We start from the raw sequence: 19,787 nt of genomic DNA, 5'->3' as shown, positions 1-19,787 counted from the left end.
CCCTCTGCGCGACGCCAGGCGCTAGCTTGAGCGCCAGTAGCGCTGCATTTCCACGAAGAGGAACGAGGCCGTCCAGGTGATCAGCACCAGCCCGGTCAGCGCTTCGATCCCGGTCAAATAGCGCAGCTCGCCCAGTGGCTCGATGTCGCCGAAGCCCAGGGTGGTGAAGGTGGTGAAGGAGAAGTACACACAGGCCATGAAGCTGCCGTCGAAGTTGCCCTCCAGCCGGCCCCAGCCGTCGGCGCTGTGCATGAGGAAATAGGCGAAAGCGAATAGCCACACCTCGACCGCATGGGCCAGCAGCGCCCCGCCGACGCCCAGCACCAGGCGAAAACGATGGCGAACCCTGAGTTTCGGCAGCAACTGGGTGAGGCGATAGAGGAACTCGTAGTGGATGATCACCGCGGCGATCACCACCAGGCTGTTGACGAAAAATACGCTGAGCACGGAAGCCCCTGGTGCGGAGGGTTTGCAGGAAGGGCGCAGCTTGCCGGCCACGCTTTGGCCACCAGTATGGCGTCGGGCCGCGCGCCAGGCCACCGGCTCGACCGCAGAGGGCCGGCACGCGCGCTCCGCCGCAAAGGCCAGCCAGCGACATGCCACGTACCGCCCGCGCCCCATGGCTCGCCAGATGCCCCACGACTAGGCTATAAGCCCATATGCCAGCGAAGCCTAGCGACCGGCGACTTTCGTCGGTTGGACGCAAGCGGGTGGCTCGGGCGGCGGCGAACGTCGCCACCCTATGCCCAGAACTCAGGTGCAAGGAATGGCTGGAACCATGAGCAATCAGTCCGCTCGCCCCAAGCCGACAGCCAGGTCGAAGCGCCGCCTTCGAGGATGGGCGCGGTATTCCATTGCCCTCGGCTTCGTGTTCCTGTGGCTGATCGGCGCGCTGGCCATCTACCGTGACGCCCGGCACCTGGCGGTCGATACGCAAGCCAAGATCCGCACCGAGATGGCCATCGAAACCCGCGCCATGGCGCAAACCCTGGCGGGGATGCTCGAGCGCACCTACCTCACCATCAGGACCATCTCGCTGCTACCGGCGGTTCGCGCCGCGACACCGCTCAATCGTCAAAGCGACGACGAGGATGTCGTCGAGCAGGGCCACTTTCGCGACAGCGACGCCACCATCATCCAGCAGCTGTACAACCACATCGCCGCCGATATCGACCTATCGGAAATCTATCTGGTCTACGACGGCTTCGACCCTACGCGCGGCCAGGTGCCCTTCCTGATGTTCGACCAGGTGCTGCTCGAGCGCATCAGCCGGGCCAAGCAGGCCGAGCCCACCCACGACGCCGACGAACCCGAAGAGTACGAGGCGGCCGAATACGACGAATACGTGCGCCAGCTCGATCATTTGCGCCGCTTCGCGCCGATGCTGCCGGCCGAAGCCCCGCAGGGGATCGCCGCCGTCACCTCGGAGTTGCTGCGCACCTGCGACAACTCCCAGTACACCTCGCTGGCCAACGGCGACGAGCGCGACAGCCACGGCCTGCTGCTGTCCACCCCGATCTATGACCTGACCAGCAAGCGGTTCAAGGGACTGGTGACCGCCGTGCTGCGCGCCAACGTGCTGGAAGCCACGCTGCTCGGCTGGCCGCGGCTGCCGATCACCGAACTGGACCTCGAGATCCTGGCCCAGCAGCGGATCGACCTCGACGCTGCGCCGGGCGAATACGTGCTGGAGAATCGCGAGACCGGCGACCGCATCATGGACAGACGCAGTCACCTGCTGCCGCGTTTCCTCGCGGGCCTGGAGCAGCCGGCCATCCACCTCGAACAGCCGGTCGAGTTGCCCTACACCTCGGCCTGGCAGCTGCAGCGCTTCAAGTCGGCGGCCGACCTGGCCGCGGCGATCGCCCCCATCCAGCGTGAGATGTGGCTGCGCCTGGGACTGCTCAGCCTGCTCCTGGCCGGCCTGGGGCTGGCCGTGGCGCGGGTCTTCGCGGTGCAGCGGCGCTCCACCCGGACCCTGACCCGGATGGCCAACTACGACGCCCTGACCGGCCTGCCCAACCGGCGCCTGGTCGCCGAGCTGCTGTCCAGCGCGCTGAGCCGCAGGCCGCCCAGACGCGAGCGCTATGCCGTGCTGATGATCGACCTGGACGATTTCAAGGAGGTCAACGACACCCTCGGCCACGAAGTGGGCGATCGCCTGCTGATCGAGGTCGCGCAGCGCTTCGTGCAGAGCCTGCGGGCCTCGGACGAGGTGTTTCAGCTGCCCATGGACGAGGACACACAGGATGAGCACGCCTCGATGGTCGGCCGCCTCGGTGGTGACGAGTTCCTCGTGCTGTTGCCGGACCAGTCCAGCCTGGAGCAGATCCTGGGCATCGCCGAACGCCTGCAGCAGAGCCTGAGCGAGCCCATCAGCCTGGGCCGCGAGCAGATCTACGTGCACGCGAGCATCGGCATCGCCCTGTATCCGGAGCATGGCAACGACGGTACGGTACTGTTGCGCAGCGCCGATACCGCCATGTACCTGGCCAAACGCCAGGGCCGTGGGCAGACCGTGGTGTTCCAGCAGGACCTCGACGAGAAATCGCGGCAGCGCCTGCAGCTGCTCAGCGACCTGCACTCGGCCCTGGCCCAGGGGCAATTCACCCTGCACTACCAACCGGAACTGAACCTGGCCAGCGGCCAGATCGATTGCGTCGAGGCGCTGATCCGCTGGCAACACCCGACCCTCGGGCTGATCTACCCAGCGGACTTCATCACCATGCTCGAGCAGTCGGCGCTGATTCTCGACGTCGGCCAGTGGACCCTGGAAACCGCCTGCCGCCAGCTCAAGACCTGGCAGGACCAGGCGTCGCCGATCAAGCAGATGTGCGTCAACGTCTCGATCAGGCAACTGAACCAACCAGGCTTCGCCGAACGTCTGCGGGACACCATCCAGAGCACCGGCATCCAGGCCGAGGCCCTGAGCCTGGAGCTGACCGAATCGATGCTGATGCAGAATCCGCAAGCCAATATCTGCCTGCTGCACGAGCTGCGCGCGCTCGGCGTCAAGGTGGCCCTGGACGATTTCGGCACCGGCTACTCGTCGTTCAGCTACCTGCGCCAGCTGCCGCTGGACGTGCTGAAGATCGACCGCAGCTTCGTCACCGACACCCACACCGAGCAGGGCCTGGCCATCTGCGAAACGCTCGCGGCGCTGGCCCAGCGCCTCGGGCTCAAGGTCATCGCCGAGGGCATCGAAACCGCCGAGCAGTTCGCCAGGCTGAGCGCGGTCGGCAGCAACTGGATGCAGGGCTACCTGATCGCCCGGCCGTTGCCGCCGGAGCAGGTCGAGCCGTTCGCCCGGGGCTTCGACTGGACGGCTTTCGAGGCCGCGCATGAGCTGCATCAGCCCTGCCCCGACTGGACGCCAAGCCAAGGCCACGCCTCGCAGCCCACCTAGCGCCGCCGGCCGCTACAGGGCGAAGCGCTTGTCCAGGCCGCTGTAGCCCAGGCCGATGCCCTTGTGCACCTTCAGCTGCACCGGGATACGTTCCTTGAGCGCCTCGACATGGCTGATCACGCCGATCATCTTGCCGCTGGCATTGAGGCTGTCGAGGGCATCCAGGGCTACCTCCAGGGTCTCGCCGTCGAGAGTGCCGAAGCCTTCGTCGAGGAACAGCGAGTCGATGCTGGTTTTGTGGCTGACCAGATCGGACAGCGCCAGCGCCAGGGCCAGGCTGACCAGGAAGCTTTCGCCGCCGGACAGGGTCCGGGTGTCGCGGGCCACGTCGGCCTGCCAGGTGTCGATCACCTCGAGCTCCAGCTCGCCACCGGCCTTGCGCGCCAGCTGGTAGCGGCCGTGCAGGCGCTCGAGCTGACGATTGGCCAGGTAGACCAGGTGATCGAGGGTCAGGCCCTGGGCGAACTTGCGGTACTTGGCGCCATCGGCCGAGCCGATCAGGCTGTTGAGCTGCTGCCACAGGTCGTAGTCGGCCTGGCGGGCGTCGATCGCCGCGAACAGCGCCTGCTGGTTCAGCCGACGCGCGGCGTCGCCCTGCAGCTGCGCGCGGATTTCGCCCTGGCGCTGACTCAGGCCCTTCAGCTGCCCGCCGACCTCCAGCAGGCGCGCCTCCAGCTGTTCACGGTCCGACTCGGCCTGGCCACCGGCCTGTAGCTCGGCCACCTGCTGCCTGGCCGCCTGGGCCAGGGCCTGGGCCTCGTTCAGGGCGCGCTGCAGGCGCGCCTGCAGTTCGCGCAGCTCGCGGCGCTGCCGATCGTCCAGCACGGCCGCGAGAAAGGCCGCCTCATCGGCGAAGGGGCTGAGCGCCAGCGCGGCTTGCCAGGCGCCGGAGGCCGCCTCGAGGCCCTGGCGTTCGCTCTCGATGCGCCGCTGCAGCGACTGCGCGCCGCCTTGCAAGTGCAGATGGCGCTGCTGCGCCTGCGCCCAATCGCGCTCCAGCTGCTGCAAGGCGGCGTGCGGCTCGGCCACCGCCGGCAGCGCGGCGAGGTCGTCCCGCTGCTGGTCGCGCCAGCGCTGCTGCCAGAGCCGGGCCTGCTCGTCGTCACGGCTGAGCAGGTGCCGCAGTTCGCCTTGCTGCTGCGTCAGCTCCTGCAGCTGCTGGCGGTCCTGCTGCCAGGCCTGCCACTCGCGGCCGCGCTCGGCCAACCAGGCGGCGCCATCCTCCGGCAGCCGATAGTCCAGCTCGGCCAGGCTGTCAGCCAGACGCTGGCGCTCCGCGGCCTGGGCCACGGCCAGCTGCTCCAGGCGCTGGCCGGCGTCGCGCAACGCCTGCTCCAGGTTAAGCCGGTCCTTTTCCAGCATGGCCAGCTGATTGCGGCTGGCATTCAGCTCGCCGTCGCGCTGCAGCAGCGCCTCGCTGGCCTGCTGCAGCGCCGACTTGAGCCGGTCGAGCTGGCCGAGGCGCTGCTGCAGGGCGGCCTGGCGCTCGTCCGCACGCTGCTGCTCGAGCACCAGCGCCGGCTCATCGTCCAGCGCCAGGCCCGCCTGTCGGCATGCCTGCGCCCAGGCCTCATCGGTCTGCTGCGCCTCCTGCCGGCAACGCTCGAGGCCCTGCTGAAGCTGCTCGATCTGCGCCTCGACCCGGGCCAGTTGCTGGTTCAGTCGATCGCCCTGGCCATGCACCGCGTCGAGCGCCTGCTGCGTCTCCTGCAGCGCCTGCTGGGTGGCCGACAGGTTCAGCGCCTGGTACTCGGCAATCGCCGGGTGCTCGCAGGAGCCACACAGCGGGCAGGCCTCGCCAGGCTGCAGGGCGGCGCGGTACTGCTCGAGTTGCTGGATGCGCCGCTCCTGTTCGAGCAGCTTGTTCTGCTCCGCGAGCCGCTGGCGCAGTTCGCCGAAGCGCCGGCGCAATTCGTCGCGCGCGGCGCTCAGCCTGGCCCGCTCGGCCTGCTGCTCGGTCAGTTGCGGCTGCAGCTGGGCGAGCTGCGTGGCCAGCTGCCGGCGCTGGCCGGCCAACTGCGCCAGGCGCTCCAGCTGGCGCTGCTGCTCGAGCAGTTGCTGCCATTGCGCACGCAGCGCGGCGTCATCCTGGCCGTCCAGCAGCTCGTGCAACTGCGCCTGCTGGCTGGCCTGCAGCTGCTGCGCCGCGGCGCGCGCCGCCTGCGCCTGGTCCAGCGCCGCCTGCTGTTGCTGCAGGCGCTCGGCCACCTCGCCGAGCTGAACCTGCACGCGCTGCTGGCGGGACTCCAGCTCGAGCCGTTCTACTCGCCCCTTGTCCAAGGCTTCGAACTGACTGCCCCAGAGGCCGAGGAACTCGCCCAGGCGGCTGCGCTGCGGCTGCACCGCCAGGCGCTGCGACAGCTCGGCGCAGCGCTCGCCCAGCGTGTCCAGGCGCTGCTGCTGCGCCTGCAGCGCCTGCCGGCTCAACTGCTCGCCCTGCCAGGCCGAGCGGCACAGGGCCTCGGCCATGTCCCGCTGTTCATTCTCGATCTGGCGCAGCTCGGCCTGACTGTCCTGCAGCTGTCGCCGGGCGCGCTGCCATTCACGATGCGTCGGCTGCAACTCGGCCGCCGGTTCGCTCGCCGCCAGGCGCGCCAGCTGCGCCTGGACCGCCTGCCATTCGGCCTGGGCCTGCTGTTCGGCGAGGGCCGCGGCCTGCTCCTGGCTCTGCGCCTTGGCCAGGTCCTCGTGCCATTGCCGCTGGCGCTGCAACTCGGCCTGCTGCCGGCTCAAGGCGCCTTCCTCGGCACCAAGGCGCTCGGCCTCCGCCTGCAGTTCGCCACGCTGCTCCTCGCTCAGCAGCTCGACGCCCTCGGCCCTGGCGCGCAATTGTTCGAGGGCGGCCTTCGCCTCGCGGGTCTGCTCGAACACGCGCTGGGAGATCTGGCCATAGATGTCGGTGCCGGTCAGCTCCTCCAGCAGTTCCGCGCGCTGGTTGGCACCCGCCTCGAGGAACGCGGCGAAGCCCCCCTGGGCCAGCAGCATGGATTTGGTGAAACGCTCGAAATCCAGGCCGGTGAGGCGCTCGGTCTCGCGCAGCTTCTCGCTGATCTTGTCGCTGAGGATCTGCCCGTCCGCCGTCGCCAGCTCCACCTTGGGCGCCTGCAACGCGCCGTCGAGCTTGTCGCGTGCCCGGCGCTGGCTCCAGAACGCGCGGTAGGCGGTACCCTTGACCTCGAACTCGACCTCGGCCAGGCAGTCGGCGGTATGCCGGGTCATCAGCTCGTTGCCGCTGGCCGACAGCGTGCTCATGCGCGGCGTGCGGTGATACAGGGCCAGGCAGATGGCATCGAGCAGGGTGGTCTTGCCGGCGCCGGTCGGCCCGGTAATGGCGAACAGGCCATTGCCGGCGAACGGCTCGGCGGCGAAGTCGACCTTCCACTCGCCCTTGAGCGAGTTGAGGTTCTTCAGACGCAGGCTGAGGATCTTCATGCCTGGTCCTCGCGCAATTCGCCGACCACCTGGCGATACAGCGCCTGCAAGCGCGCCTGCTCGGCCTCGTCCAGGCTTTCGCCGGCCAGGCGCTGGGCGAACACTTCGTCCACGCTCAGTTCATCCAGGGTCTCGCGGGCCTGGCTGTACAGGCTCGCTACGGCATTGCCGCGTTCACGACGAATGCGCAGCACCTCCACCGGCAGCCCCTCGCACAGGGCCGCGATGCGCTGCTGCAGGTCGCTCAGGTAGTCGTCGCCACTGACCCGCACCTCCAGCCACACCGGCCGCTCGGCGCTGCCCTGGGCCGCCGCCTCGGCGATCGCCGGCGCCAGCTCGGCCAGCGTCCCGCCCAGCGACAGCATTGGCTGGAAACGCGGCACCGGCAGCGCCCTGACCTCGCGCAGGCCGCCGCCATCCAGCTCGACCAGCAGCACCTCCTTCTGCTGCCGCGCCTCGTCGAAGCTCAGCGCGATAGGCGAGCCGCAATAGCGGATGTGCTCCAGGCCGCCGACCTTCTGCGGCCGGTGGATGTGCCCCAGGGCGATATAGGCGGCCGGCGGGAAGGCGCTGGTGGGAAAGGCCTCCAGGCTGCCGACGTAGATCTCGCGCACCGACTCGCTGGCGCTGGCGCCCACCGTGGTCAGGTGCCCCGTGGCGATGATCGGCAAGTCGCCGCCCAACTCGGCGCGCCTGGCCTCGGCCAGGGCATACAGGTCGCGGTAATGCGCCTGGATCGCTTGCTGCAGGGACTGCTGCTTGTCCGCGGCGCTCTGCCCGGCCTGGCTCTGCAGCACATCGCGCGGGCGAATGAAGGGGATGCCGCAGAGAATGGCACCGGGCTGGCCATCGCGGCGCGTGAGCACCAGCAACTGCTCGGCTAGGTCCCCGCTCACCCCGGGAATCACCCGGGTTCCCAGCTGCTCCAGCAGGGTCTTGCTCTCGCCGAGCATGGCCACCGAATCATGGTTGCCGCCGAGCACCACCAGCGCGCAGCCGCTGTCGCGCAGCTCGACGATCAAGCGGTTGTACTGCTCGCGGGCATAACTGGGCGGCGCGCCGGTGTCGAACACATCGCCGGCGATCAGCAGCGCATCGACGCCGTGCTCGCGAACCCGCTCGATCAGCCAGGCGCAGAAGGCCCGATGCTCGGCCTGGCGGGTCTTGCCCATGAAGTGCTGGCCGAGGTGCCAGTCGGAGGTGTGGAGGATGCGCATGGAGCCACTCACATCGGCCAATCCGTGACCACCATATGGGTCTTGACCTTGTGCATGCCGGGGTAGTTTTCGATCTGTCCGCGGATCTCGCTGAGCCGCTCCATGGACGGCGCCTCGATGTACACCAGCATGTCGGTCTCGCCGCTGATGCCGCTACAGCGGCGCACTTCGCTGAAGCTGCGCATGCGCTGCACGTAGTTCTCGCAGCGCCCGCCCTGGTAGAACAGCTCCAGGTAGGCCTTGACCGCCGCGCCGGCGGGCTCGGCGACCCTGGCGTGGTAGCCCTTGATCACCCCGGCCTGCTCCAGGTGGCGAATGCGCTCGGCGACCGCGGAGCGCGACAGGTTGATGTCGCGGGCGATCTGGCTCACGGCCAGACGGGCGTCGGCGCGCAACAGGGCGAGTATCTGCTGATCGAACTTGTCCACTCGGGGGTCTCACGCAAAGAACAGATTGACGGGCAATACCGCCATTTTGCCGGTCAAAGCCGGCGCTTCGCCAGCCATCGAAGGTCGCTGGGCGGCGTAACATGGCAGGGCCAAAAAGGACGCACGAGCATACATCATGAGCCGCCTCAACCAAGAACTGGGCCTGCTGCAAGGGATCGGCCTGCTGAGCACTTCGCTGCTGGGCACCGGAATTTTCGTCGTCCCGGCCCTGGCCGCCACGGCCGCAGGGGAGGCCTCGCTGTGGGCCTGGCTGATCCTCATCGCCCTGGTGCTGCCGGTGGCCTTCACCTTCGCCCAACTGGGTCGCCACTTTCCCCATGCCGGTGGCGCGCCGCACCTGATCGGCCGCGCCTTCGGCCCACGCCTGGAACGCATCAGTGCCTGGCTGTTCCTGGCAGTGCTGCCGGTCGGCCTGCCGGCGGCGCTGAGCATCGCCAGCGGATTCTGGCTGGCGCTGTTCGACCTCGGCCACGGCCAGATCCTGGCCATTCAGCTCGCCACCCTGGGCGCCATCCTGCTGCTCGGGCAGCGCCCGGCCAAGGCCTCCGGGGCCGTGCAGGGCGCCATCGCCGTGGCGATCATCGCCACCATCGCGCTGATCTGGTGGGTCGGCGAACTGCCACTGGCGCGCCAGGAGCTGCTGCCGCCCATCGAGGGCTCCTGGCAGCTGCTGCCGGCGGCGCTGGGGGTGATGTTCTGGTGCTTCGTCGGCATCGAGGCCTTCACCCACCTGGGCGAGGAGTTCAAGCGCCCCGAGCGTGACTTCCCCCTCGCCCTGCTGCTCGGCGTGCTGCTGGCCGGTCTGGTGTACTGGGCCTGTTCGGTCGCCGTGCTGAGCTTCCAGGCCTATGGCGACGTGCACTCGGACGCCGCCTCGCTGCCACGCATGCTCGACCTGCTGCTGGGCGAGAAGGCCCGCTGGCTCAGCGCGCTGGTCGGCTACCTGGCCTGCTTCGCCTCGATGAACGTGTATATCCAGGGTTTCGCCCGGCTGATCTGGAGCCTGGCCGACGAAGGCAAGCTGCCCGCCGCCATGGCCCGGCGCAATCGCCATGGCGTGCCCGGCCGCGCCCAGCTGCTGGTGGTGTTGAGCTGCGCCCTGTGCGCGACCCTGGCCTGGAGCCTGTCGCTGTCGGTCGATCAGCTGATCCGCTACGCCAACGGCAACTTCGTGCTGATCTACCTGCTGAGCATGGCCGCCGGCTGGTATCTGCTCAAAGGCCTGTGGCGCTGGCTGGCGGGGCTCAGCACCCTGCTCTGCACCCTGGTGCTGGCGATGCTCGGCGTGGACGCCTGGTATGCCCTGGGACTGCTGGGCCTGCTGGCGCTGCTCGACGGCGCTCGCAACCTGCGGCCGCGCAAATTGCCGGGCGCCACGCGCACCACCCTCTAGCTACAGCCTGACGGGCTGCGGGATGACCGCGGACAGCAGCTGGTTCTATGCTTGGGGCGAACCCGCCGAAAGGATGCCCCATGCGCCGTGTGCTCAAAGACCTGAAGATCATCCTGCTGGCCAATCTGTGGATAGTGCCGGTGGTGGCCGGCCTGGTGGGCGCCCTGTTCTACTTCGTCGCGCCGCCGCCGCCGATGAGCGCCAGCATGGCCACCGGCTCGGAGGGCGGCGGCTACCGGGCCTTCGCCGAGAAACTCAAGGGTGAACTGGCCAAGCAGGGCTTCGAGCTGACCCTGCAGCCCAGCGCCGGCTCGCGGGACAACCTGCAACGGCTGCTGGCGGATGAGCCACAGGTGCAGATCGCCCTGGTGCAGAGTGGCCTGGAGCGCCCGCTCGGCAGCGCCGAGCGGGAGCGCCTGGAGAGCCTGGGCGCGGTGTATCAGGAACCCTTGTGGCTGTTCCTCCGAGCGGACCTCGACTTCCGCTCGCTCGCCGACCTGCGGCCCCTGCGGGTGGCCCTGGGCGGTGCCGGCAGCGGCACCCGCGCCGCCAGCGAGGCGCTGCTCGCGGCCAACGGCATCACCGCCGAGCAGTATCCGGGCAGCTGGCAGGCCCTGGGCGGCAACCCGGCCGCCGATGCCTTGATCGCCGGCGAGCTGGACGCCGCCTTCTTCGTCAGCCCGGCGGAGAATGCCCGGATACAGCGCCTGGCCGCCACGCCCACGCTGACGCTGGCGCACTTCGGCCGCGCCGCGGCCTACCAGGCGCACCTGCCCTTCCTCAAACGCGTCACGGTCCATGAAGGCCTGCTCAACCTGCGCCTGAACGCGCCGACCCGGGACACCGACATTCTCTCGCCGGTCGCCACCCTGGTGGTCAATCAGGACTTCCACCCGGGGCTGGCGCCGCTGTTCCTCGAGGCGGCGCGCCAGGTGATGAAGGACGGCAGCCTGCTGGACCCGGCCGGCAGCCTCCCCAGCGCCGAACCACGCACCTTTGCCCTGGCCGGCGATGCCGCGCACTACTACAACAACGGCCTGCCGCTTCTGCAGCGCTACCTGCCGTTTCGCATCGCCTCCCTGGCCGACCGCTACATCATCCTGCTGATCCCCCTGCTGATGGTGCTGATCCCCCTGTTCAAGGCGGTCGGCCCGCTCTACCGCTGGCGCATCCGCGCACGCATCTACCGCTGGTACAAATACCTGCGCGAGATCGACCGGCAGCTGGACGCCGGCACCCTGCCGGAGCGCCTGGGCAGCGAGATCCAGCGCCTGGAGCGCCTCGAGGACAGCCTGTCCAAGGTCGAGGTGCCGCTGTCCTACTCCAACGAGCTGTACCAGTTGCACATGCACCTGCGCTACGTCATCGAACGCTTGCAGGCCTTGCAGCGACGACGGGCGACCCAGGGCGAGTCCGTCGGGTAAACTGCGCGCCCCAAGGTCGTGGAACAGCGCCCGCACGCCGCCACGACCGCGCTTACCGCTGAAGAATGCCGAGAGAGTCACCCATGCCGATCCGCCACTGCATCGTTCACCTGATCGACAAGAAGCCCGATGGCAGCCCCGCCGTGCTGCACGCCCGCGACAGCGAACTGGGCAGCTCCCAGGCTATCGAGAACATGCTCGCCGACCTCAACGAGAGCTATAACGCCAAGCAGGGCAAGGCCTGGGGCTTTTTCCACGAGGAGTCCGGCGCCTACCCCTTCAGCGGCTGGCTGAAGGCCTATCTCGAGGACGGCCAGGACTTCACCGCCTTCAGCCGCCAGGCGGTCGAGCATCTGCAGAAGCTGATGGAAGAATCCAACCTCTCGGTCGGCGGCCACGTGCTGTTCGCCCATTACCAGCAGGGCATGACCGAGTACCTGGCCATCGCCCTGCTGCACCACAGCGAAGGGGTGGCGGTGACCGAGGCCCTGGATGTCACCCCGGCCAAGCACCTGGACCTCGGTCAGCTGCACCTGGCGGCGCGGATCAACCTCTCGGAATGGCGCAACAACGCCAATTCCAAGCAGTACATCTCCTTTATCAAGGGCAAGAACGGCAAGAAGGTCTCGGAATACTTCCGCGACTTCATCGGCTGCCAGGAGGGCGTCGATGGCCCAGGCGAGACCCGCACCCTGCTCAAGGCGTTCAGCGACTTCGTGGAGAGCGAAGACCTGCCGGAAGAGTCGGCCCGGGAGAAGACCAAGACCCTGGTCGACTACGCCAGCAGCCAGGCCAAGCAGGGCGAGCCGATGACCCTGCAGGAGCTTTCCGGACTGATCGACGAGGAGCGCCCGCAGGCGTTCTACGAACACATCCGCAACAAGGACTACGGCCTGTCGCCGGAGATTCCGCCGGACAAGCGCACCCTCAACCAGTTCCGCCGCTTCACCGGTCGCGCCGAAGGCCTGTCGATCAGCTTCGAGTCCCACCTGCTGGGTTCGAAGATCGAGTACGACGAGGCCCAGGACACCCTGATCATCCGCAACCTGCCGACCCAGCTGACCGATCAGCTGAAGCGACGCAAGGACTGATCCACGGCGCGCGATGCTGAACTAGAGTCAGAGGATCGGGGTCCAGCCTCAGTCGCCAGGAACCGCAGATGAAATCCCCCGGCCACCGGGCAAGCATGTGCACACAAGGCCGCCAATGGCTGCTGCGGGGCCTGCTGGGCCTGCTGGCCTGGGCAGCCCCGGCCACGGTGATGAGCAGCGAGGAGCCGCCGCCGGCGGCGCTGCGCAGCGACACCGCGCGCTTCGTCGCGGTCAATGTCGAATTCACCCTGCTGCACGAGATGGGTCACCTGCTGATCGCCGAGCTGGGCCTGCCGGTGCTCGGTCGCGAAGAGGACGCCGCCGACCAGCTCGGTTTCATCAGCCTGTTCCTCTCCTCGGGGCGCCACCGCGACGCCGACTTCTACGCCAGGCTGCTGGATGTCGCCGACTACTGGCGCCTGGAATGGCAGCGCGCGAAGCCGGAGTCCGAGGAGGTCTTCGCCTGGGCCGCCCACGGCCTGGACGCCCAGCGCTTCTACAACCTCGCTTGCCTGATCTATGGCAGCGATCCGGACCGCCTGGAGTGGATCCCCAAGGTCACCGGCCTGCCGGTAGAACGCGCCCTGTATTGCGACCAGGAATACGCCCAGGTACGCACGGCCCTGGCCTGGGTCGAGCGGCAACATGGCCGTCGTCCCGACGAGGAGATCCGCCACACTATTCGGGTGATCTACGAGCCACCGAGCCTGCGCCTGGGCAATGGCCGTTACCTGCTCGAACAGCTGCGCCGCTCCGGCGAGGTGGAAGCCATCGCCCGCCGGGCCAGCGAGACCTACCGGCTACCCCGCGAACTGGTGCTGCGCCTGAGCAACTGCGGCGCACCGGACGCCTGGTATAACCGCACCGGCGCCGAGCTGGTGCTCTGCTACGAGCGCCTGGAGCACTTCCAGACGCTCGCCGCGCAACTGCCCGACCTGCGCCAGGCCCAGGTGCCCGGGCAATGCCCCCTCTGCCGCAGCCCCTAGCGGCCGCCCGACTGGCACACCTCGAGCACAGGGCTCACCGCAGCCGTCAACGCACCTGCCTCTACCTAGCGCGCCTCGATGCGAAAGCCGAAGCGCGGGAAGTGCACATGCACGCAGCCGGCGCGCGAATCCTCGCGGCGCAGGATCAGCTCCTCGGTACCGGAGAACAGCAACTCGCCCTCGACCGGGTCGACGCCGTAGTCGGTGGCGGCGATCGCCACCCGCTGACTAGGCTGGAAGCCATTGGCATCGTCGAAAGGCTCATCCGGCAAGGCCGCAGGGGTGGCCTCGCGCGCCACGGCGATGGCCTCTTCGGCGCTCATCTCGCTGAGCGAACCGTGGCCGAAGCCCAGCACCCGCGCCAGCCAGGCGGCGACCAGCGGGTAGTCATCGACCAGCGGTGCGGTCACCGGGGTGCCGCGCAGGAACCACAGCGGATGGGCCATGGCGAAGTCGGCCAGGGACGGCTCGCCGAACAGGAAATCGCCCTGCTCCCGGCTCAACTGCTGTTGCAGGCGCGCCATCAGGGTCGGCCACTGGTGCCTGGCCTGCTCGAGGGGCAGACGGGTGGCCTGGCCGCCGCTGAACAGGGCGCTGCGGTCGGCGACGAAGGCCTTGAGGAACTCCGGCGGCAGGGAGGCGAAACGCACCGCCACGGACTCGGGCTGAAACACCAGGCTCACCGCATGCTGGAACACCAGCGAGTCGGCCCACTGGGCGAAGCTGGCGACATTGAACTCCTGGCCCTCGGGGAACAGCGCCGGGGTGGCTTTCTCCGCCTCCAGGCGGCGGGCGATCGCGGCCGTGTCGCAGTAGATGTCGGCCCCTACTTGCAGCACCGGGGTCTTGCGATAGCCGCCGGTCAGCGCGGTCAGATCCGGCTTGGGCATGAGCGGCGGGATCATCACCGAACGCCAGGACAGCTGCTTGAAGCCCAGCATCAGGCGGGTCTTCTCGGCAAACGGCGAGGTCGGGTAATGGTGCAGGATCAGCTCGTGCATGAATGGCTCCGCAACGTATGGGATAAAGTCAAAGCTTACTCGGCTGCGCCGCGTCGGCCTACCCGGCTACCCTGATAGCCCGTCATCAGTAAGGCCGATAAGGCCGCCGCTGGCCACCAGGTTTTCCTTGGCGGCCTTGCCCAGGCGCTTGATCGCCCGCTCGCGGCGCAGCGCGTCACCCTTGCCGGCGCAGGCCTCGGTGTAGACCAGCGCCACCGCCGGACTGGAATGAAAGAAGCGCGCGCCCCTGCCGCGCTGGTGCTGGGCGAAGCGTCGCCGCGGATCGTCGCTGATGCCGCAGTACAGGGCACCATTGCCGGCACGTACCAGATAGACGAACCAGGCCTTGTCGGGGGTTTCAGGCATCGCTGGCGAACCATTCCCGGGCCGTGCGCCACAGACAGATGCCGACGAAGTAGGTCGATGCCAGCAGCCAGATCACCAGCAGCCAGGTCGGGTTGGCCGGGTACAGCAGAATCAGCACGCCGCAGGCGAGCATCCACACCAGGGTCACCGCGATATTGACCGCCATGAACTGCCTGACCCGGAAGGGGTGCAGGAACTTCATCCGCGACAGGGTCAGGCCGGACAGCAGCAGGATGGTGGCGAAGCTCAGCCAGGGCGTGAAGTCCAGCAGGTACAGGTACACCACCACCACGTTCCAGGCGGCCGGAAAGCCGACGAAGTAGTTGTCCTGGCTCTTCATGTTGACGTTGCAGAAACAGAACAGCGAGGACAGCAGGATCAGCCCGACCGCGGGCAACGGGGTGTATTCGGGCAGGGGGATGAAGCGGTAGACGAAGATCGCCGGGATGAACACATAGGTCAGGTAGTCGATCACCAGGTCCAGGGTCACCCCATCGAAATGCGGCAGCACGGACTTGACGTGAAAGTGGCGGGCCAACGTGCCGTCGAGGCCATCGACCAGCAGCGCGAGACCCAGCCACAGCAGGCACACCTGGGGCCGCCCATCGAGCACCGCGAGCAACGCCAGCAGCGCCAGGATCACCCCGCTGGCGGTCACCGCGTGCACGCTCCAGGCCTTGGCTTTGCTTATCGACTGCAACAATTCACTCACGGACGGCTTCCTGACCGGGGGATGGACTCATCGCGCAATTCGGCAGACATGCCACTGCCTGTCGACGATAAGGGCAGAGCACAAGACTAACACTGCGCCATCGCCGTCGCCGCCGCGGCGTTAGCCCTGCGCCTGACGCGCCGCCCGGAACTGCTCCAGGCCCCTGGCTGCCTGGCGCCGAATGGCACGTTGCACCGGCGGCGCCCAGCCCAGCAGAAGCCCCTTGCGACCCAGCGCCTGGCGCGCCCAACTCCACAGGTCGAACTGATCGCGATGCTCGATGATCTTGCCGTCGGCAAAGCGAAAATGCGCCTCGATATGGTTGACCACGTGGTTGCCGGTCTGACTGAACAGGTATCGGGCCGTCCAGCGCGCGCTGCCCTGGTGATCATCGGCCTGCACGGCGTCGAACGTGAGGGAAAAGTCCTGCGCCCGCGCCGTCAGCATGCGCCACATGTCCGCCGCCTCTTCGCCGCGCAGGTCCTGAAATACCGGATCGCCGAAGCGCACGTCCTCGGCGTAGCAGGCGGCCATCGTCTCGGCATCCAGTTGCTGGAAGGCCCGGTAGAACCGGCTGATCAGTTCGGCATTGGGATTACGCATAGGTCCGGCTCCAAAGATATGGGGCCCATGAGTATGGGGGCAGCTACGCCGCGACGCGATTGGCGCAATCGACAATCTTTTGTCAATAATCGCCAAACCCCTGTCGACGGCCCAGCCCATGCTCCAGATCGCGCTGCATGTCTGCCCGCAAACCTCGTGCTCCAGCCTGAGCACGGCCCACGATGCCTTCGCCCTGGGCAACCGCCTGGCCGGACGGCCATTGTTCAATCTGCAGCGCTTCAGCGCCGATGCCCGACCGGTCGAACTGGAGTTCGCCTGCATCCGGGTCGACGGCGGCCTGGAGCTGGCAGCCAGCGCCGAGCTGCTGATAGTGCCGGCGACCGGTAGCGCGATCGACAACAACCTGACTGCGCATTGAGGCCGCCCAGCGCACCTTGAGCGATCCGGCGCGATCACTGGAGCAGATTGCCGAGCAGGTCGGCTACGGCGACCGCGCGACCTTCGCCAAACGCTTCAAGCAGCTGTGCGGAGAGTCTCCGGGCGCCTTTCGCCAGCGCCTGCGCCAGACGGCCTGAACCGCGTTTGCGGTCCGCAAGCTCAGATACGGCCGCATAAAAAAGGGAGCCTCCTGGCTCCCTTTTTTATGCGGCACGTTACCGATTGGTCAGTGCAGGATCTGGCTGAGGAACAGCTGGGTGCGCTCGTTCTTCGGGTTGGTGAAGAAGGTGTCCGGGTCGGCCTCCTCGACGATCTCGCCCTTGTCGAGGAACAACACCCGATTGGCCACGGTACGGGCAAAGCCCATCTCGTGGGTCACGCAGAGCATGGTCATGCCGTCCTCGGCCAGGCCGACCATGGTGTCCAGTACTTCCTTGACCATCTCCGGATCGAGAGCCGAGGTCGGCTCGTCGAACAGCATGATCTTCGGTTTCATGCACAGCGCACGGGCAATGGCCACACGCTGCTGCTGGCCGCCGGACAGCTGTCCCGGGTACTTGTTGGCCTGCTCAGGAATGCGCACCCGCTCGAGGTAATGCATCGCCACTTCCTCGGCTTCGCGCTTGGGCAGCTTGCGCACCCACATCGGCGCCAGGGTGCAGTTCTGCAGCACGGTGAGGTGCGGGAACAGGTTGAAGTGCTGGAACACCATGCCAACCTCGCGGCGTACCGCCTCGATGTGCTTGAGGTCGTGGGTCAGTTCGGTACCGTCGATGACGATGCGCCCCTGCTGGTGTTCCTCCAGGCGATTGAGGCAACGAATGGCGGTGGACTTGCCCGAGCCGGAAGGGCCGCACAATACGATGCGCTCTCCCTGTTGCACGTTCAGGTTGATGTCCTTGAGCACATGGAACTGGCCGTACCACTTATGCACGCCGTCCATCTGGATGATTCCCGGCGCGGCGCTGATCGACTGCTTGATAGCTTCACTCATGACAAAACTCCTAACGCTTATGGCCGGTGTCCAGCTTGCGCTCCAGATGCATGGAGTAGCGGGACATACCAAAACAGAAAATCCAGAAAACCAGGGCGGCGAACACATAGCCTTCGGTGGCCATGCCCAGCCAGGCCGGGTCGGTGGTCGCCTGCTTGATGCTGTTGAGCAGGTCGAACAGGCCGATGATGATCACCAGGCTGGTGTCCTTGAACAGCGCGATAAAGGTGTTGACGATACCCGGGATCACCAGCTTCAGCGCCTGCGGCAGGATCACCAGGCCCATCATCCGCCAGTAGCCCAGGCCCATGGCGGCGGCCGCTTCGTACTGGCCCTTGGGAATGGCCTGCAGACCGCCGCGCACCACCTCGGCGATATAGGCCGACTGGAACAGGATCACCCCGATCAACGCACGCATCAGCTTGTCGAAGGAGAGGCCCTCCGGCAGGAACAGCGGCAGCATCACCGAGGACATGAACAGCACGGTGATCAGCGGTACGCCGCGCCAGAACTCGATGAAGGTCACGCAGATCACCCGGATCGCCGGCATGTCCGAGCGCCGGCCGAGGGCCAGCACGATGCCCAGCGGCAAGGCACCGACAATACCGACCGCGGCGATCACCAGGGTCAGCATCAGGCCGCCCCACTGGCTGGTTTCCACCTCGCTCAGGCCTAAGAAGCCGCCATGCAGCAGCCAGAAGGCCAGCAGCGGATACACCACCAGAAAGCTCAGGCCGTATATGGCCTTGCGCGGCATCTGCGGGATGAACAGCGGGGCTGCCCCGATCACCGCCATCCACAGCGTCAGGTCGACACGCCAGCGCAGCTCGGTCGGGTAGAAGCCGTACATGAACTGGCCGAAACGCTGCTGCACGAAGACCCAGCACGCGCCTTCCTTGGTGCAATCCGCGCGGGTGGTCCCGACCCAGTTGGCGTCGATCAAGGCCCACTGAATGATCGGTGGAACAATCAGCCAGACCAGATAGATGGCGAGAAAGGTCAGCAGGGTGTTGAACCAGTTGGAAAACAGGTTGGCGCGCAACCAACCGAGCACACCGACGCTCAGCACCGGAGGCTGCATGTCGGGTTTGAATGTATGAGTCTGCATGGGCTGCTCCTTACCGCTCGATCAGCGCAATGCGCTTGTTGTACCAGTTCATCAGCATGGAAATGCTGATGCTGATCGCCAGGTACACGCTCATGGTGATGGCAATGACCTCGATCGCCTGGCCGGTCTGATTGAGCACGGTACCGGCGAACAGCGAGACCATGTCCGGGTAACCGATACCGGCCGCCAGGGAGGAGTTCTTCGCCAGGTTCAGGTACTGGCTGGTCAGCGGCGGAATGATCACCCGCAGCGCCTGGGGAATCACCACGAAGCGCAGCGTAAGGCCACGGCTCAGGCCCAGGGAGTGGGCCGCCTCGGTCTGGCCATGGCTGACCGCCATGATCCCGGAACGCACGTTCTCGGCGATAAACGCGGCGGTGTAGATGGTCAGTGCCAGGGTCAGAGCGATCAGCTCGGGGATCATCACCCAGCCGCCGGTGAAGTTGAAACCGGTCAGTTCGGGCGTGCTCCATACCAGCGGATTACCCGCCACCATGATCGCCAGCCCCGGCAACCCGATGATCAGCGCCAGCGCGGCGATGGATACATGGAAGATCTTGCCCGTCGCTTCCCGACGTGCCTTGGCCCAGCGACCGATCAGCACGGTGCTGACGATGGCGATCAACACCGCGCCGATGAAGGTGCCAAAGGCCTCCGACGCGCCCGGGGCCGGCATGTACAGACCGCGACTGTTGAGGAAGAAGGTCTGGCCGATCTCGAGACTGCCCCGCGGTCCCGGCAGGGACAGCATGACCGCGAAGTACCAGAAGAAAATCTGCAGCAGTGGCGGGATATTACGAAACGTCTCGATGTAGATGGTGGCCAGCCGGCTGATCAGCCAGTTGTGAGACAGCCTCGCGACGCCGAGGATAAAACCCAGGATGGTCGCCAGCACGATGCCGATGACCGACACCAGCAGGGTGTTGAGCAGGCCGATAACGAAGACTCGTCCGTAGGTATCGCTTTCGGTGTACTCGATCAGGTGCTGAGCGATACCGAAACCGGCGCTGTTGCTAAGGAAGGAGAAGCCGGAGGTGATCCCGCGTTTCTCCAGGTTGGACTGGGTGTTGTCGAACAAGTACCAACCGATCGCCACGACGGCGATAACGGCAAGAATCTGGAATATCCATGCGCGGACCTTGGGATCGGTCCAGACCGAGCCTTTGGGGTGCGGGGTATCTGCGGTGTTTTGCATAGGAGCCCTCA

The 19,787-nt window shown here is 67.0% G+C and carries 18 protein-coding genes; 7 read left to right on the top strand and 11 right to left on the bottom strand.

Annotation, left to right across the window (positions count from 1 at the left end):
• Positions 1-21 precede the first annotated feature (21 nt).
• Positions 22-447: a potassium channel family protein gene (locus tag LPB260_RS10270; RefSeq protein ID WP_208708623.1), complete on the bottom strand. Its 426-nt coding sequence runs from the start codon at positions 445-447 to the stop codon at positions 22-24.
• A 331-nt stretch (positions 448-778) separates the two neighbouring features.
• Between LPB260_RS10270 and LPB260_RS10265 the strand changes: the two genes are divergently transcribed.
• Positions 779-3,406 carry a bifunctional diguanylate cyclase/phosphodiesterase gene (locus LPB260_RS10265; RefSeq protein ID WP_208708622.1) on the top strand — a complete coding sequence of 876 codons (2,628 nt, stop codon included), beginning with the start codon at positions 779-781 and terminating at the stop codon, positions 3,404-3,406.
• A gap of 12 nt (positions 3,407-3,418) precedes the next feature.
• Here LPB260_RS10265 and LPB260_RS10260 read toward each other — a convergent pair whose 3' ends face one another.
• Genes LPB260_RS10260 through LPB260_RS10250 form a run of 3 tightly spaced genes read right to left on the bottom strand, consistent with a single transcriptional unit; the run spans position 3,419 to position 8,483 of the window.
• Positions 3,419-6,838 carry an AAA family ATPase gene (locus tag LPB260_RS10260; protein ID WP_208708621.1) on the bottom strand — a complete coding sequence of 1,140 codons (3,420 nt, stop codon included), beginning with the start codon at positions 6,836-6,838 and terminating at the stop codon, positions 3,419-3,421.
• Entirely contained in the window at positions 6,835-8,055 is a 1,221-nt protein-coding gene (gene sbcD / locus LPB260_RS10255) for an exonuclease subunit SbcD (protein ID WP_208710157.1), read from the bottom strand. Before sbcD ends, LPB260_RS10260 begins: the two co-directional genes overlap by 4 nt.
• Positions 8,056-8,063: 8 nt before the next feature.
• The gene (locus tag LPB260_RS10250) at positions 8,064-8,483 is read right to left on the bottom strand and encodes an Lrp/AsnC family transcriptional regulator (protein WP_208708620.1); all 420 of its coding nucleotides are present in this window, start codon (positions 8,481-8,483) and stop codon (positions 8,064-8,066) included.
• A gap of 136 nt (positions 8,484-8,619) precedes the next feature.
• Between LPB260_RS10250 and yjeH the strand changes: the two genes are divergently transcribed.
• The 4 genes from yjeH to LPB260_RS10230 all read left to right on the top strand — a co-directional run bounded on the left by yjeH (position 8,620) and on the right by LPB260_RS10230 (position 13,398).
• A complete protein-coding gene (yjeH, locus tag LPB260_RS10245; protein WP_208708619.1) occupies positions 8,620-9,897 on the top strand; it encodes an L-methionine/branched-chain amino acid transporter in 1,278 nt (425 codons plus the stop codon).
• Between the two features lie 80 nt (positions 9,898-9,977).
• Positions 9,978-11,321, top strand: a complete 1,344-nt coding sequence (locus LPB260_RS10240) for a TAXI family TRAP transporter solute-binding subunit (RefSeq protein WP_208708618.1) — start codon at positions 9,978-9,980, stop codon at positions 11,319-11,321.
• 83 nt (positions 11,322-11,404) lie between these two features.
• The gene (gene yejK / locus LPB260_RS10235; RefSeq protein ID WP_208708617.1) at positions 11,405-12,412 is read left to right on the top strand and encodes a nucleoid-associated protein YejK; all 1,008 of its coding nucleotides are present in this window, start codon (positions 11,405-11,407) and stop codon (positions 12,410-12,412) included.
• Positions 12,413-12,480: 68 nt separating this feature from the next.
• Positions 12,481-13,398, top strand: a complete 918-nt coding sequence (locus LPB260_RS10230; RefSeq protein ID WP_256625596.1) for a DUF4344 domain-containing metallopeptidase — start codon at positions 12,481-12,483, stop codon at positions 13,396-13,398.
• Positions 13,399-13,463: 65 nt separating this feature from the next.
• Here LPB260_RS10230 and LPB260_RS10225 read toward each other — a convergent pair whose 3' ends face one another.
• From LPB260_RS10225 to LPB260_RS10210, 4 genes are all read right to left on the bottom strand, one after another.
• Positions 13,464-14,399, bottom strand: a complete 936-nt coding sequence (locus LPB260_RS10225) for a glutathione S-transferase family protein (RefSeq protein WP_208708616.1) — start codon at positions 14,397-14,399, stop codon at positions 13,464-13,466.
• Positions 14,400-14,465: 66 nt separating this feature from the next.
• Positions 14,466-14,765, bottom strand: coding sequence for a GIY-YIG nuclease family protein (locus LPB260_RS10220; RefSeq protein ID WP_208708615.1), 300 nt, complete (start codon positions 14,763-14,765; stop codon positions 14,466-14,468).
• Positions 14,758-15,477 (bottom strand): phosphatidylcholine synthase, encoded by a 720-nt coding sequence (gene pcsA / locus LPB260_RS10215; protein ID WP_208708614.1) that lies wholly within the window; start codon positions 15,475-15,477, stop codon positions 14,758-14,760. The genes LPB260_RS10220 and pcsA overlap by 8 nt, the downstream gene beginning before the upstream one ends.
• A gap of 120 nt (positions 15,478-15,597) precedes the next feature.
• Complete coding sequence (locus tag LPB260_RS10210) at positions 15,598-16,080, bottom strand: nuclear transport factor 2 family protein (RefSeq protein WP_208708613.1); 483 nt, start codon at positions 16,078-16,080, stop codon at positions 15,598-15,600.
• Positions 16,081-16,198: 118 nt separating this feature from the next.
• Between LPB260_RS10210 and LPB260_RS29025 the strand changes: the two genes are divergently transcribed.
• Together LPB260_RS29025 and LPB260_RS29020 are read left to right on the top strand one after the other, a co-directional pair.
• A complete protein-coding gene (locus LPB260_RS29025; RefSeq protein WP_256625595.1) occupies positions 16,199-16,459 on the top strand; it encodes a hypothetical protein in 261 nt (86 codons plus the stop codon).
• Positions 16,460-16,475: 16 nt separating this feature from the next.
• On the top strand, positions 16,476-16,616 hold the full coding sequence (locus tag LPB260_RS29020) for an AraC family transcriptional regulator (RefSeq protein ID WP_256625594.1): 141 nt from the start codon (positions 16,476-16,478) through the stop codon (positions 16,614-16,616).
• An 89-nt stretch (positions 16,617-16,705) separates the two neighbouring features.
• Here the strand turns inward: LPB260_RS29020 and LPB260_RS10200 are convergent, their stop codons facing one another.
• The 3 genes from LPB260_RS10200 to LPB260_RS10190 are packed head-to-tail and all read right to left on the bottom strand — an operon-like array spanning position 16,706 to position 19,776.
• Entirely contained in the window at positions 16,706-17,473 is a 768-nt protein-coding gene (locus LPB260_RS10200; RefSeq protein ID WP_208708612.1) for an amino acid ABC transporter ATP-binding protein, read from the bottom strand.
• Positions 17,474-17,483: 10 nt separating this feature from the next.
• Positions 17,484-18,581, bottom strand: a complete 1,098-nt coding sequence (locus LPB260_RS10195; protein WP_208708611.1) for an amino acid ABC transporter permease — start codon at positions 18,579-18,581, stop codon at positions 17,484-17,486.
• Between the two features lie 10 nt (positions 18,582-18,591).
• Positions 18,592-19,776, bottom strand: a complete 1,185-nt coding sequence (locus LPB260_RS10190; RefSeq protein ID WP_208708610.1) for an amino acid ABC transporter permease — start codon at positions 19,774-19,776, stop codon at positions 18,592-18,594.
• Between the last annotated feature and the right edge of the window lie 11 nt (positions 19,777-19,787).

It is taken from the genome of Pseudomonas sp. LPB0260, from assembly GCF_013388395.1.
Note: the sequence above shows the minus strand (reverse complement) of the source record. Positions and strands in the feature narration are given on the sequence as shown.

Bases quoted from the DNA above. Each gene is read 5' to 3' on its own strand.
- yjeH (WP_208708619.1), top strand. From the start codon at position 8,620: ATGAGCCGCCTCAACCAAGAACTGGGCCTGCTGCAAGGGATCGGCCTG.
- LPB260_RS10260 (WP_208708621.1), bottom strand. From the start codon at position 6,838: ATGAAGATCCTCAGCCTGCGTCTGAAGAACCTCAACTCGCTCAAGGGC.
- LPB260_RS10265 (WP_208708622.1), top strand. From the start codon at position 779: ATGAGCAATCAGTCCGCTCGCCCCAAGCCGACAGCCAGGTCGAAGCGC.
- LPB260_RS10220 (WP_208708615.1), bottom strand. From the start codon at position 14,765: ATGCCTGAAACCCCCGACAAGGCCTGGTTCGTCTATCTGGTACGTGCC.
- LPB260_RS10240 (WP_208708618.1), top strand. From the start codon at position 9,978: ATGCGCCGTGTGCTCAAAGACCTGAAGATCATCCTGCTGGCCAATCTG.
- yejK (WP_208708617.1), top strand. From the start codon at position 11,405: ATGCCGATCCGCCACTGCATCGTTCACCTGATCGACAAGAAGCCCGAT.
- sbcD (WP_208710157.1), bottom strand. From the start codon at position 8,055: ATGCGCATCCTCCACACCTCCGACTGGCACCTCGGCCAGCACTTCATG.
- LPB260_RS29025 (WP_256625595.1), top strand. From the start codon at position 16,199: ATGCTCCAGATCGCGCTGCATGTCTGCCCGCAAACCTCGTGCTCCAGC.
- LPB260_RS10195 (WP_208708611.1), bottom strand. From the start codon at position 18,581: ATGCAGACTCATACATTCAAACCCGACATGCAGCCTCCGGTGCTGAGC.
- LPB260_RS10200 (WP_208708612.1), bottom strand. From the start codon at position 17,473: ATGAGTGAAGCTATCAAGCAGTCGATCAGCGCCGCGCCGGGAATCATC.
- LPB260_RS10230 (WP_256625596.1), top strand. From the start codon at position 12,481: ATGAAATCCCCCGGCCACCGGGCAAGCATGTGCACACAAGGCCGCCAA.
- LPB260_RS10210 (WP_208708613.1), bottom strand. From the start codon at position 16,080: ATGCGTAATCCCAATGCCGAACTGATCAGCCGGTTCTACCGGGCCTTC.
- LPB260_RS10225 (WP_208708616.1), bottom strand. From the start codon at position 14,399: ATGCACGAGCTGATCCTGCACCATTACCCGACCTCGCCGTTTGCCGAG.
- LPB260_RS10190 (WP_208708610.1), bottom strand. From the start codon at position 19,776: ATGCAAAACACCGCAGATACCCCGCACCCCAAAGGCTCGGTCTGGACC.